The 14,182-nt window shown below is 74.0% G+C and carries 15 protein-coding genes; 8 read left to right on the top strand and 7 right to left on the bottom strand.

The window, feature by feature from the left end; translation table 11 throughout:
• The first annotated feature begins 20 nt into the window (after positions 1–20).
• The 3 genes from AC067M_RS21245 (at position 21) to AC067M_RS21235 (ending at position 2,606) form a co-directional block, all read left to right on the top strand.
• Positions 21–524: an ATP-binding protein gene (locus AC067M_RS21245; protein ID WP_478698565.1), complete on the top strand. Its 504-nt coding sequence runs from the start codon at positions 21–23 to the stop codon at positions 522–524.
• An 85-nt stretch (positions 525–609) separates the two neighbouring features.
• Complete coding sequence (locus tag AC067M_RS21240) at positions 610–1,428, top strand: polysaccharide deacetylase family protein (RefSeq protein WP_478698564.1); 819 nt, start codon at positions 610–612, stop codon at positions 1,426–1,428.
• Complete coding sequence (locus tag AC067M_RS21235; RefSeq protein ID WP_478698563.1) at positions 1,428–2,606, top strand: YncE family protein; 1,179 nt, start codon at positions 1,428–1,430, stop codon at positions 2,604–2,606. The genes AC067M_RS21240 and AC067M_RS21235 overlap by 1 nt, the downstream gene beginning before the upstream one ends.
• 7 nt (positions 2,607–2,613) lie before the next feature.
• On the opposite strand, the gene AC067M_RS21230 is transcribed toward AC067M_RS21235, so the two are convergent.
• The gene (locus AC067M_RS21230) at positions 2,614–3,255 is read right to left on the bottom strand and encodes an N-acetyltransferase family protein (RefSeq protein WP_478698562.1); all 642 of its coding nucleotides are present in this window, start codon (positions 3,253–3,255) and stop codon (positions 2,614–2,616) included.
• 61 nt (positions 3,256–3,316) lie between these two features.
• Here AC067M_RS21230 and AC067M_RS21225 point away from each other — a divergent pair, with 61 nt between their 5' ends.
• The 3 genes from AC067M_RS21225 to AC067M_RS21215 all read left to right on the top strand — a co-directional run bounded on the left by AC067M_RS21225 (position 3,317) and on the right by AC067M_RS21215 (position 5,463).
• The gene (locus AC067M_RS21225) at positions 3,317–4,231 is read left to right on the top strand and encodes a helix-turn-helix domain-containing protein (RefSeq protein ID WP_478698561.1); all 915 of its coding nucleotides are present in this window, start codon (positions 3,317–3,319) and stop codon (positions 4,229–4,231) included.
• Between the two features lie 59 nt (positions 4,232–4,290).
• Entirely contained in the window at positions 4,291–4,503 is a 213-nt protein-coding gene (locus tag AC067M_RS21220; RefSeq protein ID WP_478698560.1) for an EF-hand domain-containing protein, read from the top strand.
• Positions 4,504–4,734: 231 nt separating this feature from the next.
• Positions 4,735–5,463, top strand: a complete 729-nt coding sequence (locus AC067M_RS21215; RefSeq protein WP_478698559.1) for an NADPH-dependent F420 reductase — start codon at positions 4,735–4,737, stop codon at positions 5,461–5,463.
• Positions 5,464–5,494: 31 nt separating this feature from the next.
• Here the strand turns inward: AC067M_RS21215 and AC067M_RS21210 are convergent, their stop codons facing one another.
• On the bottom strand, positions 5,495–6,037 hold the full coding sequence (locus AC067M_RS21210) for an MOSC domain-containing protein (RefSeq protein ID WP_478698558.1): 543 nt from the start codon (positions 6,035–6,037) through the stop codon (positions 5,495–5,497).
• Positions 6,038–6,115: 78 nt separating this feature from the next.
• Here AC067M_RS21210 and amrS point away from each other — a divergent pair, with 78 nt between their 5' ends.
• On the top strand, positions 6,116–7,150 hold the full coding sequence (gene amrS / locus AC067M_RS21205) for an AmmeMemoRadiSam system radical SAM enzyme (protein WP_478698557.1): 1,035 nt from the start codon (positions 6,116–6,118) through the stop codon (positions 7,148–7,150).
• A complete protein-coding gene (locus AC067M_RS21200) occupies positions 7,147–7,425 on the top strand; it encodes a radical SAM-modified peptide, FtsH ternary system-associated (protein WP_478698556.1) in 279 nt (92 codons plus the stop codon). Before amrS ends, AC067M_RS21200 begins: the two co-directional genes overlap by 4 nt.
• A 57-nt stretch (positions 7,426–7,482) precedes the next feature.
• On the opposite strand, the gene AC067M_RS21195 is transcribed toward AC067M_RS21200, so the two are convergent.
• The 5 genes from AC067M_RS21195 to AC067M_RS21175 are packed head-to-tail and all read right to left on the bottom strand — an operon-like array spanning position 7,483 to position 14,140.
• The gene (locus AC067M_RS21195; protein ID WP_478698555.1) at positions 7,483–10,734 is read right to left on the bottom strand and encodes a hypothetical protein; all 3,252 of its coding nucleotides are present in this window, start codon (positions 10,732–10,734) and stop codon (positions 7,483–7,485) included.
• Positions 10,731–12,305, bottom strand: coding sequence for a hypothetical protein (locus tag AC067M_RS21190; protein ID WP_478698554.1), 1,575 nt, complete (start codon positions 12,303–12,305; stop codon positions 10,731–10,733). Before AC067M_RS21190 ends, AC067M_RS21195 begins: the two co-directional genes overlap by 4 nt.
• Before the next feature lie 3 nt (positions 12,306–12,308).
• A complete protein-coding gene (locus AC067M_RS21185; protein ID WP_478698553.1) occupies positions 12,309–13,022 on the bottom strand; it encodes a hypothetical protein in 714 nt (237 codons plus the stop codon).
• Positions 13,019–13,339, bottom strand: coding sequence for a hypothetical protein (locus AC067M_RS21180; RefSeq protein WP_478698552.1), 321 nt, complete (start codon positions 13,337–13,339; stop codon positions 13,019–13,021). The genes AC067M_RS21185 and AC067M_RS21180 overlap by 4 nt, the downstream gene beginning before the upstream one ends.
• 3 nt (positions 13,340–13,342) lie before the next feature.
• On the bottom strand, positions 13,343–14,140 hold the full coding sequence (locus AC067M_RS21175) for a hypothetical protein (RefSeq protein ID WP_478698551.1): 798 nt from the start codon (positions 14,138–14,140) through the stop codon (positions 13,343–13,345).
• Positions 14,141–14,182: the final 42 nt, after the last annotated feature.

Here is a 14,182-nt window from a genome sequence, read left to right as displayed (position 1 = left end):
GCGACGGCCATGATGGGGGCATGGCGGGGCTGGAGGGTATCGAACAGCCGCGGGGGCACGGGCGTGTGGCCGCGGCGCGCTGGTCGCCGACGGTGGAGGACGAACGGGCGCTCAAGGCGATCGAGTTGTTCGGCAACCCCACGGAGGGTGAGGTCCCGCTGCCGTCCCGACCCGAGTCGGCGGCCACGGCTCGCCGACTGACCCAGGTGGTCGTCCTGCGCCAGTGGGGCCTGACCCCGAAGATGACGGAGGACGCGGTCTTACTCGTCTCCGAGCTCGTCGGCAACGCCGTACGCCACACCGGCGCCCGGGTCTTCGGCCTCCGTATGCGCCGCCGCCGCGGCTGGATCCGCGTCGAGGTCCGCGATCCCTCGCGAGGGCTGCCGTGTCTGATGCCGGTTCAGGAGCTCGACATCAGCGGGCGGGGGCTCTTCCTCGTTGACAAGCTGTCCGACCGGTGGGGCGTCGACCTGTTGCCGCGGGGCAAGACGACGTGGTTCGAGATGCGGGTGGCGGACCGCTGACGGGCGGTCGCCCCCGCGCGACGCACCCCGGACGACGGGCCGCCAATCGGACCAATCGCCCATTTCATGGCAATACCCCCCTTAAATGGTGCGGGTGACCACGACCGACCGCCGTACGGCGCTTCGCGCCGGAGCCGGCCTCGCCGCCGCGGGCGCGCTCGCCACGGGGTGTGCCCTGCACGGCGCCGTCGCCCGCCCGTCCCCCGCCGAGTCGGCCTCCTCGCCCTCCGGTGACCGCGCCAAGACAGCCGCCGCACCTCCCGGCGACCGCGCCCCAGCCCCCACGCCCCGCCTGTTTCCCCAGGCAGCCGCTCAGATCACGCACGGCCCCCGCGACCGCCCCCGCGTAGCCCTCACCTGCCATGGCCAGGGCGATCCCGACCTCGCCCGAGCCCTCCTCACCGCCGCCGAGACGCACGGTGCGCGGCTGACCGTCCTGGCCGTCGGCAGCTGGCTGGACGAACACCCCGAGCTCGCCCGCCGCGTCCTCGACGGCGGCCACGACCTCGGCAACCACACCCAGCGTCACCTCGACGTCAACGCCATGTCCGAGGCGGAGGCCGAGCGGGAGATCGCCGACTGCGCACACCGGCTGCGGCGGCTCACCGGCTCCATCGGCACCTGGTTCCGCCCCTCCCGCGCCGCCCGCGCCTCCCCGCTGGTGGAACGGCTGGCCCGCGCCGCCGGCTATCCGCACGTCCTGTCGTACGACGTCGATTCCCTCGACTTCACCGCCCCCGGCGGCCCCGCCGTCGCCCGCAAGGTCCTCGGCGAGATCCGCAACGGGTCCGTGGTGAGCCTGCACCTCGGGTACGCGGACACGGTCGCCGCACTTCCCGCCGTACTGCAAGAACTCGACCGCCGCGGACTGCGCGCGGTGACCACCACGGAGCTGCTGAGCTGATGCACCGCCACCTCGTGAACCGCGCCCTCCTCGCCGGTGCCCTCCTCGTCGCCCTCGCCGCCTGCGGCACCGAGTCCAAGGACCGGGCGAGCGAGGCCCCCACCACCAAGGCGGCCGTACCGGCACCGCCCAAGAAGAAGCAGATCGAGGGTCTGCCCGGTATGCCGCCCGTCCTCGACCCCGAGGACGTCTACGCGGCCGACCGTCCCCACCAGCTCTCCCCGGTGGTCAAGGACTTCCCGTCCCGGGTCTACGTCCCCAACACCGAGTCCGACACGGTGACCGTCATCGACCCGAAGACGTACCAGATCATCGACACCCTCCATGTCGGCCGCCAGCCCCAGCACGTGGTGCCGTCCTGGGACCTGAAGACCCTGTGGGTGAACAACAACCGCGGCCACACGCTCACCCCCGTCGACCCGAAGACGGGGAAGGCGGGCAAGGCGGTCGAGGTGCACGACCCGTACAACCTCTACTTCACGCCCGACGGCAAGTACGCCGTCGTCATGGCCTCCCTCGACCGCGAGCTGGTCTTCCGCGACCCGCACACCATGGAGCGCAAGAAGACCGTCCCGGTCTCCTGCTACGGCGTCAACCACGCCGACTTCTCCCTGGACGGCCGCTACTTCATCGTCTCCTGCGAGTTCAGCGGCGAGCTGCTCAAGGTCGACACCGCGAAGATGGAGGTCGTCGGCCAGCAGAAGCTTCCCTTCGACGGCGCCATGCCGCAGGACGTGAAGGTCTCGCCCGACGGGAAGCGGTTCTACGTCGCCGACATGATGGCCCACGGCATGTGGGTGCTCGACGGCGACACCTTCGACAAGCCGAGCTTCCTGCCCACCGGGAAGGGCTGCCACGGGCTGTACGTCAGCCGCGACTCCCGCGAGATGTACGTCTCCAACCGCGGCGAGGGCACCGTCTCCGTCTTCGACTTCACCCAGAACAAGCTGACCAAGAAGTGGCACCTGCCCGACGGCGGCAGCCCCGACATGGGCGGCGTCTCGGCCGACGGCAAGGTCCTGTGGCTGTCGGGCCGTTACAACGCCGAGGTGTACGCCATCGACACCCGCACCGGCACCCAGCTCGCCCGCATCCCCGTGGGCAGCGGCCCCCACGGCCTCGCCGTGTACCCCCAGCCGGGCCGCTACTCACTCGGCCACACCGGCATCTTCCGCTGAGCGCCGCTCACAGGACCTGCGGCACGCCGAGCAGTGCCTCAGAGCCCACCGGACGGTAGCCGGCCGCCTGGAACGCCCGCATGCTGCGGGCGTTCCCCGGGGTGATCTGAGCCCACAGCGGCTCGGCGGCGAGGTGGCGGGCGGCGGTCACGAGGAGCCGCCCCAGGCCCCGGTGCCGTACGTCCTCGTCGACCTCCACCGAGACCTCGAGGCGTCCGCCGATCCCGCGCCCCGTCACCAGCACACCGCCGTCGGTCGTCCACGCGCGCACGTCGTCGCGCCGCCCGCGGGCGTAGCGGACGCGTGAATGGCCGGCGTCCTCGATCTCCTTCAGCGCGAGCGGCGGCTCACCGGGCAGCGGTGAGCCGACCAGCATCGCGTCGATGGTTTCGGCCGTACGTCCCGTCCGCTCCATGAGCGCCGTCAGGAACCGCGGGTTCATGGGCGCCGCCAGCGCGTCGCAGTCCACCGCGCGCAGCGTCTCGTACACCCATGCCGGGTCCTCGTCCGTGAACACGACGGCGTGCGCGGTGAAGGCGAGGACCCCCGCGTCCCGGTGGCAGGCCTGCGGTACGACGGTGACGGCGCCGTCCGCGGGCGGGAGGACCCCGCGAGCGGCCGCGTCGAGAATGTCCCGCAAGGTCTCCATCGCAGCGCTCCCCGAGTCTCCGCTTGAGTCTCCACCCACTGGAAGGCTCAGACTCACACACATGATCGACGACGGCACCGGACTTCTCACCATCGGCGAACTGGCGCGGGCCACCGGACTGACCGTGCGCACCATCCGCTACTGGTCCGACGAGGACGTCCTGGCCCCCGTGGCCCGTACGACGGGCGGCTACCGCCTGTACGACGCCGGGTCCGTCGCCCGCCTGGAGCTGATCCGCACCCTGCGCGAGCTGGGCCTCGGCCTGGACGACGTGCGCGAGGTGCTGGCGGGGGAGCGGACGGTCGCGGAGGTGGCGGCGGCGCACGTGGCGGCCCTCGACGCGCAGATCCGTTCGCTGAAGGTGACCCGTGCCGTGCTGTCGTCGGTGGCGCGACGCGGCTCGACCGCAGAGGAGACGACGTTGATGTACAAGCTGGTACGGCTTTCGGCAGCCGAGCGGAGCCGGATCGTCGAGGACTTCATGGCGGAGGTCTTCGAGGGGCTCGACACGGCGGACCCCGACATCCGCCGCCGTCTGCGGTTCGCTCCGGCGGACCTGCCCGACGACCCCACGCCCGAGCAGGTGGACGCCTGGGTGGAGCTCGCCGAGCTGATCCAGGACCCGGAGTTCCGGGCGACCATGCGGCGGGCGGTCGAGTTCAACGCGGCCGAACGGGGGCCGGACGTGCCGCCGGGCACCTCCCTGTGGTTCATGAGCCGTCTGGTGCAACTGGCCGGCGAGGCGCTGCGCGACGGTATCGCCCCCGAGGCGCCGGAGGCGGACGACATCCTGCGGGGGCTGCTCGGCGACGCCGACCTGGACGCCGTACGGGAACAACTGGCGGCCGCCACGACCGTGCAGCTCGCCCGGTACCGGGAGCTGTCGGCCGTCGTACGGGGTCTCGAACCCCAGGCGTCGTACGAGCAGGAGTTCTCCTGGGTGGTCGCTGCGCTGCGGGCTCGCACGGGCGGTTAATCTGACCTGCGTCAGTACGACGGCACGTAACGGAAACACGAGCAAAAAGGGGCGGATCGGTGGCGGACATCGACGAGGCACGCAAGCAGTTCGAGCGGATCGATACGGACGGTGACGGCTTCATCACCGCTGCCGAGTTCAAGACCGCCCTGGCCCAGGCAGGTGACTGGAACGTCACCGAGACGGTCGCCGAGGCGATCATCAAGAGCCGCGACCTCAACGGCGACAAGCTGCTGTCGTTCGACGAGTTCTGGGCGTACCTGAACAAGTGACACACGTGGAAGGGGGGCGCCCGCCGGGGCGCCCCCCTTCGTCATGCCCGGAGCTCCTCCGCCCGGTGCTCGATCCGCACGCTCCGGTCACCGGTGAGGTCAGAGAGGTCGCCGACGGCGACGCGGAGGCCGCGGCGGAGGTGCTGCGCGGGGAGCTGGAGGACCCGTTCGCAAGACGAGGCGGCACTCGATCTCATCCGAGTTCCGGGGACGCGGAATAGTTCCCCCGGGATGGCGGTTACTCGGCCCCGACAGCCGTACGCGATACCACCGACCCCCGGAAGGGCGAGGCAGGACATGAAGATCGGCATCATCGGAGCGGGAAACATAGGCGGCAACCTCACCCGGAGGCTCACCACCCTCGGGCACGACGTCTCCGTGGCCAACTCCCGCGGTCCGCACACGCTCACGGAACTGGCCGAGGAGACGGGCGCGACCCCCGTACGGATCGAGGAGGCGGCGCGCGGCGCGGAGGTCGTCGTGATCGCCATCCCCGAGAAGGCGCTGGCGGACCTGCCGACCGGGGTGCTGGACGGGGCGGCCGACGGCGTCGCCGTCATCGACACCGGCAACTACTACCCGAAGCAGCGGGACGGGAAGATCCTCGCGATCGAGGTCGAGGGCCTCACCGAGAGCCGCTGGACGGAACGCGCCATCGGTCACCCGGTGATCAAGGCGTTCAACGGCACCTACGCCCAGGACATCCTGGAGCGCCCGCGCCCGGCCGGCGCCCCCGACCGCATCGCCCTGCCGGTGGCCGGCGACGACGAGGCGGCGAAGACGGTCGTACGCGCGCTGATCGACGAGCTGGGCTTCGACACGGTCGACGCCGGCGGCCTCGACGACTCCTGGCGCCAGCAGCCCGACACCCCGGTCTACGGCCTGCGCGGCGGTGTGGCAGAGGTGACGAAGGCACTGGCGGAGGCGTCACCGGAGCGCAAGCCGGAGTGGCGCGCGTAGGGACGCCGTAGGGGCTTCGGGCTCGGCGGACTCAGACGATTTCCAGGGGCCGGTGCGGCCCTTCCGGGAGCTTGACCTTCACCCGGTCCCCGGGCCGCACCACGCCCCCGTGGACGACGACGCTCATGATCCCGGACTTGAACCGGACCGTGCCGTCCTCGTCCCGGCCGACGACCTGCTTCATGAGGCCCTGCTGGAAGTGGTCGATCTGGGCGCAGGGATTGCGCAGGCCGGTCACCTCGACGACCGCCTCGTCCCCGAGGTGCAGCAGGGTTCCCGTGGGCAGGCCGAGCAGGTCGATCCCGCGCGTGGTGACGTTCTCGCCGAGCTGCCCGGCCGCCACCTCGAACCCGGCCGCGCCGACCTCGGCGAACAGTTCCTCGTGGATGAGGTGCACCTGCCGCAGGTTCGGCTGCGAGGGGTCCTTCCGCATCCGGAACCGGTGCTTCACGGTCACCCCCGCGTGCACGTCCCCCTCCACCCCGAGCCCCGCGATCAACGTGATGCTGTCGCGGTTGGGCTTGGTGAAGGAGTACGTACTGTTGCTGCTGACTGCGCTGATGATCCCACCCATGCCGCGAGCGTACCCGTCGGCGTTGTCCTGACAGGCGCGCGGCCCCGCCACTACGCTGGCCGGGACGACGGGGGTGGCGTGGTGGCGGGGATCTGGCAGAGCGCCGACGGCGCCTTCACCCGGGCCACCGCCGACGAGGTCAGATGCGTGCTGTGCCCGTTCCGCTGCCGGCTGCGGGACGGGGAGACCGGAGCCTGCAAGGTACGGCGACGGCAGGGCGGATCCGTCCAGACCCTCACCCTCGCCACGACGGTGAAGCACCGGGACGCCGTCGAACGCAAGCCCTTCTACCACTTCAGGCCAGGCAGCACCGTCCTGACGCTGGCGCCGCCCGGCTGCTCCTTCCGCTGCGACTACTGCGTCAACCACCGGCTCTCCCAGTACGGCCGTGAGCCCGACGTCGGCCGCGGGCTGCCGTGGGAGACGGTGGACGTGCCGGCGGTGGTGCGGGAGGCGGCCGAGGCGTCCGCGTCCCTGGGACTGTCGTACTCGGAGCCCTCCCTCGCCCCGGAACTCACCCTGGCGCTCGCCGCCGTGGCCCGGCCGGCGGGCGTGCCCCTGCTCTGGAAGAGCAACGGCTTCCTCACCCCGGAGGCCACCGACCGGCTGGCGCCCGCGCTGTCCGCCGTCAACATCGACATCAAGGCCGCCGAGGAGGAGCCCCACCGCAGGCTCACCGGGGCTCCGCTGCGCCCCGTACTGGAGACGCTGCGGCGGATGCACGCCCGGGGCGTCTGGGTGGAGGCGACCACTCCGCTCATCCCGGGGACCAGTGCCGAGGACGCCCAACTGGAGGGCATCGCGGGCTTCCTGGCCTCCGTCGACCGGGACATTCCCTGGCACCTGATGCGGTTCACCCCGACGCACCGCATGGACACCCACGCCCCGACCGGCCCGGGCCGTCTCGACCGGGCGCGCGCCATCGGCAGGGCGGCGGGACTGCGGCACGTGTACGTGGAGCGGGCCCTGGGGGCCGAGGGACGTACCACCTACTGCCCGGGCTGCGGCGCGGTCGCGGTCGACCGGGACATCTGGGCACTGTCCGCCCTGCGGCTGGACGGGACGGGGCGGTGCGGGGAGTGCGGGACACGGATCAAGGGGGTCTGGCGATGACGGCTGTGGAACCGGGTGCGGAGCACGGCGAGGAGCAGGCGGGGGGCGTGGAGGGGGCCGGGCCGGGGGCGACTTATCGGTTGGTGGACTCGTTGCCCGATCTGATCGACGCGGACGAGTACGCCCGGCACCCCGAAGGACGGCTGGTGCGGCTGCGGCTGACCTGGTCGGCGGAGGGGGTGGAGATCCTCGGGGACGCCTTCCGGCCGGACATGCTGGAACGGCTGATGGAGGGGCTCGGCCCGGACGAGATCGAGCAGATGATGTGCGGCTGACTGACTGACTGACTGGCTGGCTGGTTGAGTGGCTGACTGCTGGTTCCTGGCCGGCCGTCACAACTCCGCCAGCACGGACGCGAGTACGGCTCTCAGCTGTTCCGGTGCCGGGTCGGGAGCCAGGGTCCAGGAGTCCCGTTCGTCGGTCGTCGTGGGCGCTCCCGGGTAGTGGACCCGGATCGTGAGCAGCCCGGGCAGGCCGAGTCGACGCTGGTGGGGGTGGGTGAGCAGCACCGCGCGCGGTGTGCCGAGCGTGCCGCCCTCCAGTCGGCGCAGCGCGGCGGCCGCGCGTTCCGCGGCCCGTACCGGATCCGGGGGCGCGGGCGGGGAGAGCTGCCACAGCGCGCGCAGATCGGCGGTGTGGGCCAGTGGCAGCGGCCCGCCCAGGCCGTTCAGCTGGAGCAGTTCCACCTGGCGCCCCGCCCGCAGCAGCGCCTGGGCCAGGGCGTGGGCGCACACCCGCAGACAGGTGCCGACCTGCCCGTGGGCCGCGGGGCCCGTGTCCAGGACGAGGACGGCGTTGCGCGTCGCGGGTGGTGCCGCGCCGCTGCGGGTGCGGTAGAGCAGGGCGTCCTGTGCGTAGAGGGTCCCCAACACGTCGTCGGGGAGGGCGAGTTGGCTGGGCACCACGCGGTCCGGCGGGCCGTGCCGCACCAGACCGGCCGGGGACCCGGCGGCGGTGGGCCCGGTGATCTCGTCGCCGACGGGGGACGACGGCAGCCGCAGCCCCGGAACGGGATGGCGTCCGTCCGGCTGCGGGCCCTGCGTTGCCAGGCCTCGTGCCACCCGCTGCACCAGGCCCGGGTCCTGGCGTACCGCGTCCGGGCCGAGCAGGCGCAGGGCGGGCAGCAGGCGGGTGCGGGTCCGCTCCAGCGCGGCGGCCAGGGCACCGGCCCCGTACCCGTGCCCCGGCGCGTCCTGGGCCGCGCCGCCGAGGCCGCGTTCCAGTGCGGAGCGCAGATCGGCCGCGGGAACGGCCGACGGTGCCGCGTACCGGGAGTCGGGAGGCAACTGGGAGGCGGTGACGGCGGCCAGCGCCGGGTGCGCGGCCGGTGGCCAGTCCAGCGCGCGCAGCGCCCGCGCCGCCCGTGCGCCGTACAGCAACTCGGCGTGACCCGCGGTCGGGCCGCCCGTCGGCGTGGTCGTGAGCAGGGTCAGCACGTCGGCCAGGGTGGACAGCGGGACCGCGGCGTCCGCGGCGACGGCCGCGCCGCCCAGCTCGGCGAGCCGTGGCGCGGGAAGGGGGAGCGGCGCGGAGGGCGCGGAGCCGGTGGTGCGCAGCTCCCACCCGAGCGTGGTGCCACCGCCGTACGTCGTGGCGATCCGGCGGCCGTCCGGGGACCAGCGCACCGCCCACAACGGGCCCGGCACGCGGGGCGGTTCGAGGGTGAGCACCACCGCCGCCTCGGCCACGTCCCAGATCTGCACGGTCGACGTCGACGTGCCCGGCCCCGGCGCCGCCAGCAGTGAACCGTCCGGCGACCAGGCGAGCGCGGGCGCCCAGCCGACGCCGCCCGGCGCCCCGAGCTCGCGATGGATCTGCCAGTCGGCGGTGTCCCAGACGACGATCGGCCCCCGGCCCGCCTCACAGGTGGCCGCGAGCCTGCTGCCGTCGGGGGACCAGGCGACCCTGGTGCCGAAGGCCCCGGACGGCAGCCGCAGCCGGGGGCTGGTCAGGGCGAACTCCGGCATCCGCCACAGCAGCACCTCGCCCGCCGTGCCCGCCGCCAGCAGCCGCCCGTCGGGCGACCAGGCGGGCCGGCCCACCCGGCCGCGCACGAACCGGCTCACCGCGGTGGCCTCGGCGGGCGGTTCCCCCAGCTCGTACAGGTACAGGTGGGCGGGTTGCGGTCCCGGCTCGGGTACGACCAGTCGGCCGCCGCCGGTGGGACACCACACCGGCGCCCGGCCCCCGGGCAGCCGCGCCCGTACGGCACCCGTGACCGCGTCCACCACGGTGAGCGGCGCTGATCCCCCGCGCGTCGCGAGGGCGAGGGCCGCGCCCGGGGAGTCGCACCGCGCCGGATCCAGAGCCTCTGCGGACGCTTCGATGTCCACGGCCCCGCTCCAACCGGCAGTGGCCAACTCGACTGTCCACACGGGTTCCGTGGCCGGGCCGGGCAGGTCCGTCACCTGTCCTGGTTCCGCCGTCGTCCGGCCCGGCGCCCCCGGTTCGGGTCGGCGCCGGGCCGGCCGTCCCGGCCGTAGCTCGCCGACCGAACCGCCGTCGCCGAGCCAGGCGAATCCCGGTGCCGGCACCCCCTCGGCCCTGCCGAGTGGGCGTGGTGGTTCGGCACGTAGGGCCGGCGCCTCTCCCGGCTCGGGGACGCGCCGCCCGACCGAGCCGCACATGGCGGCCACCCAGCGCCGTAGCGCCGCGTCGGTGCGTCGCCCGGTCACCGGCTCGACGGCGTCGGGGAGTTCCCACAGCGCGTAGCCCGCCGTACCGTCCTGCTCGGTGCGCACCAGTAGCCGTCCCGCGGCGCAGGCGCTGAAGTCGGCCGGGAGGCGTGGGGCCGCGGGGATCTCGGCGACGGGGGAGAGCGCGAGGTCGAGGACGAGCACACCGCCCGAGCCGGCGACCGCGAGATGCCGGCCGGTGCGGCTGAACCCGAGTCCGTACACGCGTGGGACGGGGGCCGAGACCGGGGTGGTGGTGCCGTGGGCGTCCACCAGGTGCACGCCCAGGGCGTCGGCGAAGGCCAAAGTCCTGCGGTCGGGGGACCAGGCGACCGCGTGCAGTGCGGTGCGCCCGGAGCAGGGGGTGGCGTACGGATCACGGGTGGTCGGGTTCCACAGCTGCAACGCGGTCGGAGTGGCCACGCACAACAGTCGGCCGCCCGGGTCCCACACCACATCGGTGACCTCGTCCCCGGCGGACAGGTGGACGGTCGCCTCCGTGCGCCGGTGACGGACCGTCACGATTCGCGGGTCGGAGAGCAGGGCCGTGCGCAGGCCGTCCGGCGAGACGGCGACCGCCGGCCCCGCCGTCCCCCGCACCGCCCGGAACCGGGAGCGCTCGGCGCCGGTGTGGGGATCCAGAACCTGCACCCGGTCGCCGGCGAACACCAGCACCTCACTCGCGTCGGCCGCCCACACGGCGGCCACCGCCCCGGCAGCCCCCTCCCCGGACCCCTCCAGCGCGGCCGACCACAGTCCGCGGCCGCTGTCGTCGACGGCCTCGACGGTCGTGCCCTCGGTGCGCAGGAAGAGGGTGCCGTCGGGGGAGAGGCCGAGGTATCGGGCCCCGTCCGCACGGAACCAGCGGCGTCGCGGCACCCGGTCCTCGTTCGGGGCGGGCGAGGTCACTGAGTCTCTCCGAGCCGCATGGCCGCCTGTTCGAAGAGCCGGCCCGCCTGCAGGGGGTCGCCGGCCGTGCGGAACGCCTCGGCGGCCTCCGTCAGATGGCCCCCGGCCCGTAGCCGGGCGGCCCGGGCGAGGGCCGTCGTGGGGTCCTCCTCGGCCACCTCGGGCGGCACCGTGCCGCCCGCCGGACCGGCCGCCTCCGTCTGGCCGTCCAGCAGCGACTCGAAGAGCGTCAGGAGTTCTCGAGCCGTGCGGGAGAGACCGGGAGGCGCGGCCGGTGGCTCGGCAGGAGCCCACAGCGTCCACACCGGCACCAGCGGATCGAGCCGGAACTCGGACCGGCCCGCATACCAGCACACCACGGCGACCCCGGCCCGCAGCCCCAGCGACCGGACTCGGGCACCCGGCGGCAACGGCGGCGTGAGCACATGCCCGGACTGCACGTAGCAGGCCCCGGGGCCCACCCGGCGCAGGGGCACTCCGAAGGGCACGGACGCCACCAACCCCGATGCGTCCAAAAGGAGTTGTATGCCGTCCCCCATCGCGAGGAAGGCTTGATCCGCCATCGGACGGCCCATCAGGTAGCGGCGCAGCAGCGGGAGTTCTGCGTCCGTGAGCAGCACCGCGTCCACCTCCATGCCCGCCTCCGTGTCCCGCACCACCCCCAACCGCGTCTCGGGCAGCTCGGGCGCGGGGCCCACCTCCCGCCGTACGGCCGCCGTGGGTGCGTCCAGCGGAGCCTCGACACCCAGCGGTGCCGGAGCGGCCAACAGGCGCAGCGCCACGGGCGGCTGCTCACCCGAGTCGCCGAGCAGCCACAACTCCCCTTCTGGGATGGCGGGTTGAAGCAGCTCCTCATCCAGTGGCGGATCGTGGCGTACGTCGAGGAGCAGCCGTACGCAGTGGGCGGCCGGGCGGCACACGGAGGTCCGGGGCAGCGACACCAGGGAGTGCACGAGGCCGTCGGGAACCGTGTGGTCCGGGGTGTCGGAGGCCGGATCCGCCGGGGCGCTCAGCAGGACCAGCAGCCGCTCCTCCGTCACGGCGGGCCGCACCCCCGGGAACAGGGGGCGTGCCGTGGCCCGGACGAGGGAGAGGTCGACCCGTGCGGACCGCGCGTGGCGCACCACGGTCGGCAGCAGGGCGGGCGCGGTGAGCACGTACAGCAGCGGGTGGCCCGCGGTCGGCGGGCCGTGGGTGGGGAAGGCGGTCAGGAGCTCAACCGCCGTCACCTCGGGCCAGGACAGCACCTCGCGCAGGTCGCGCGCCCGCGGGCTGTCCACCGGAACCGGCTCGCCGCCGTGCAGCGCGATCACATCGGCGGCCACCGGCCCGTGCACCGTCGTGAGCAGCCAGTACGCCGACGCCTCACCCGGTGCCCCGCCGGGCTGCCGGTGGCAGGCCCAGTCCGCCGCGCCCGCACCGTACAGCGAGCCCAGGGCGGCCAGGGTCTGCCGGGCGGTGCCGAAGCGGCCCGCGCCGCGCCAGCGCACCGCGCCACCCGTCGGAGGGGACGGGGCGGGGCGGGCGTTCTCGCCCGTTTGGCGCCGGGCACGGCCCAGGAAATCGGTCACGGTTCACCCCGCCACAGGGGTGGCGCCCGGGCCGGGCAGCCAGGCCGTGCCGCCCAACCGCCGGGCCGCCCAGTCCTGCCACTGCGTCAGCACCTCGGTGCGGGCGGCCGACTGGTCCTGGCGCGGCCGGTGCGCGGCGCCGAACAGCGCGGCGGACAGGTCGAAGCGGTCGATCCGGTCGGCCGCCTCCACCCCCCACTCCAGCAGCCGCAGCCGCTCGGTGCGCGACGACACGGTGAGGATGCCCTGCTCCACCTCCGCGAGCAGGGCCAGCAGCGGTTCGGGGCCCACGGGCCGGCCCGGCCCGCCACGGTCGGCGATCCAGCGGTACAGCGCCCCCGCGAGCCGCAGCCGCAGCAGCGGTGCCGGCGCGGTGGGCGGGGTGCGGGCCGCGGCGGCCAGCAGCGGGGCGGCCTCCTCGGTCCGTTCGGCCACCAGCAGCTCCCAGCCCGCCTCCAGCGGACTGCCGACCTCCTGCCAGCACCGGGCGGCCCGGTCGGGCAGGCCGAGCAGCCGGAAGCAGCGGGCCGCCCGGTCCGGATGGCCGGCCCTGCGGTAGGTCTCGGCGGCGTGCTCCAGATCGCCCGCGCGGTGGTACGCGTCCGCGGCCGTCCAGCGCCAGCCCAACGCGTCGTAACAGCGGGCCGCTTCGGCGTGCGCGCCCGCCTCGCAGTAGGCGCGGGCCGCTCGCAGCAGCAGATGGACCCTCTTGCTCACTGTGTGCCCAACTCTCCCGTCTCGACGTCGGGTTCGGACTCCTCCTGGCTGGACCTGACCGGACGTACCTGCGACCACTGCGAGGGATCGAACGGGATGCCGGTGACCAGCGGCCGCACCTCCTCGACGCCGGGCCGGCGGGCGGCGACCGCGCCGATCTCGGCGCTGATCCGGTCGTGTTCCGCGTCGTGCGCCGGCCCGCGCGAACGGGCGGCCCCCTCCGTGCCGTCCGCCTCTTCCGCGCTGATGTCGTCGATCTGGAACAGCTCCACCTCGCCCGAGACCGTGTTGAAGCGGAAACGCACTCTGACCCGCATGGCTCAACTCCCCATCTCGAACTCGACGGCGATCGAGTCCTCCGACTCGTCGACCCGTACGTCGCGGGCCCCCTGCTCACGGGCGAAGGCGACCAGCGCCTCCCGGTACGCCAGCGCCAGTACCGCGTTCACCGCCCGCAGCGCCTCCTGCCCGAGCCGTTCCACCCGGACCCGGTTGCGGGCGTCGAGCTCGTCCCGCACCCGGGCCCGCTCGGTCTCGAGGTGGGCGGCGGCGTTCGCGGTCGCCGCCTGCCGTACACGGTCGTCGGCGGCCCGCTCCGCGCTCGCGGAGGCCTCCTGGGCGCGGCGGCGCACACTGTCCAGGAGGGCCCGCGCGTTGCGCTCCGCCGCGGACTCGGCGATCCTGCGGGCCTCCGCGTCGGCGGCCCGACGGGTCCGGCCGCGGTAGTTGTCGTCGTAGTAGCTGCCCCGGCCCTCGCCGTGCGCGACGTCCGTGACCGTGCCGCGCAGCGTCTCGGCCGCCACGCCCTCGGCGCGCGCGGTGTCCGTCAGCCGGGCCCGCACCACGAGCGTCCCGTCCACCGGACGGTAGATCACCATCCCGTCCGGCAGCGGCAGTTCGTGGGCCCCGTCGCTGGTCTCCCGCCAGTGCGGGTCCCGGGCGAGGGCGCCCTCGAAGACCGCGCGGGTACGGTCACCCAGGGTGCCCCCGAAGGGGAACGAGATCTCCAGTTCGCTGACGACGGTGTCGCTCAGGGCGACCCGACGCTCCAGCTCGACCTGCCAGGCCTCGGCGACCTCCCGCGTCGCGGTGACTCTGACTCGGCGTGGATTGCACATGTCCTGTCGGCTCCCCCCGTACAGGGCCCGGCGGCCTCCCCG

Source organism: Streptomyces sp. NPDC043427 (genome assembly GCF_056436655.1).
Note: the sequence above shows the minus strand (reverse complement) of the source record. Positions and strands in the feature narration are given on the sequence as shown.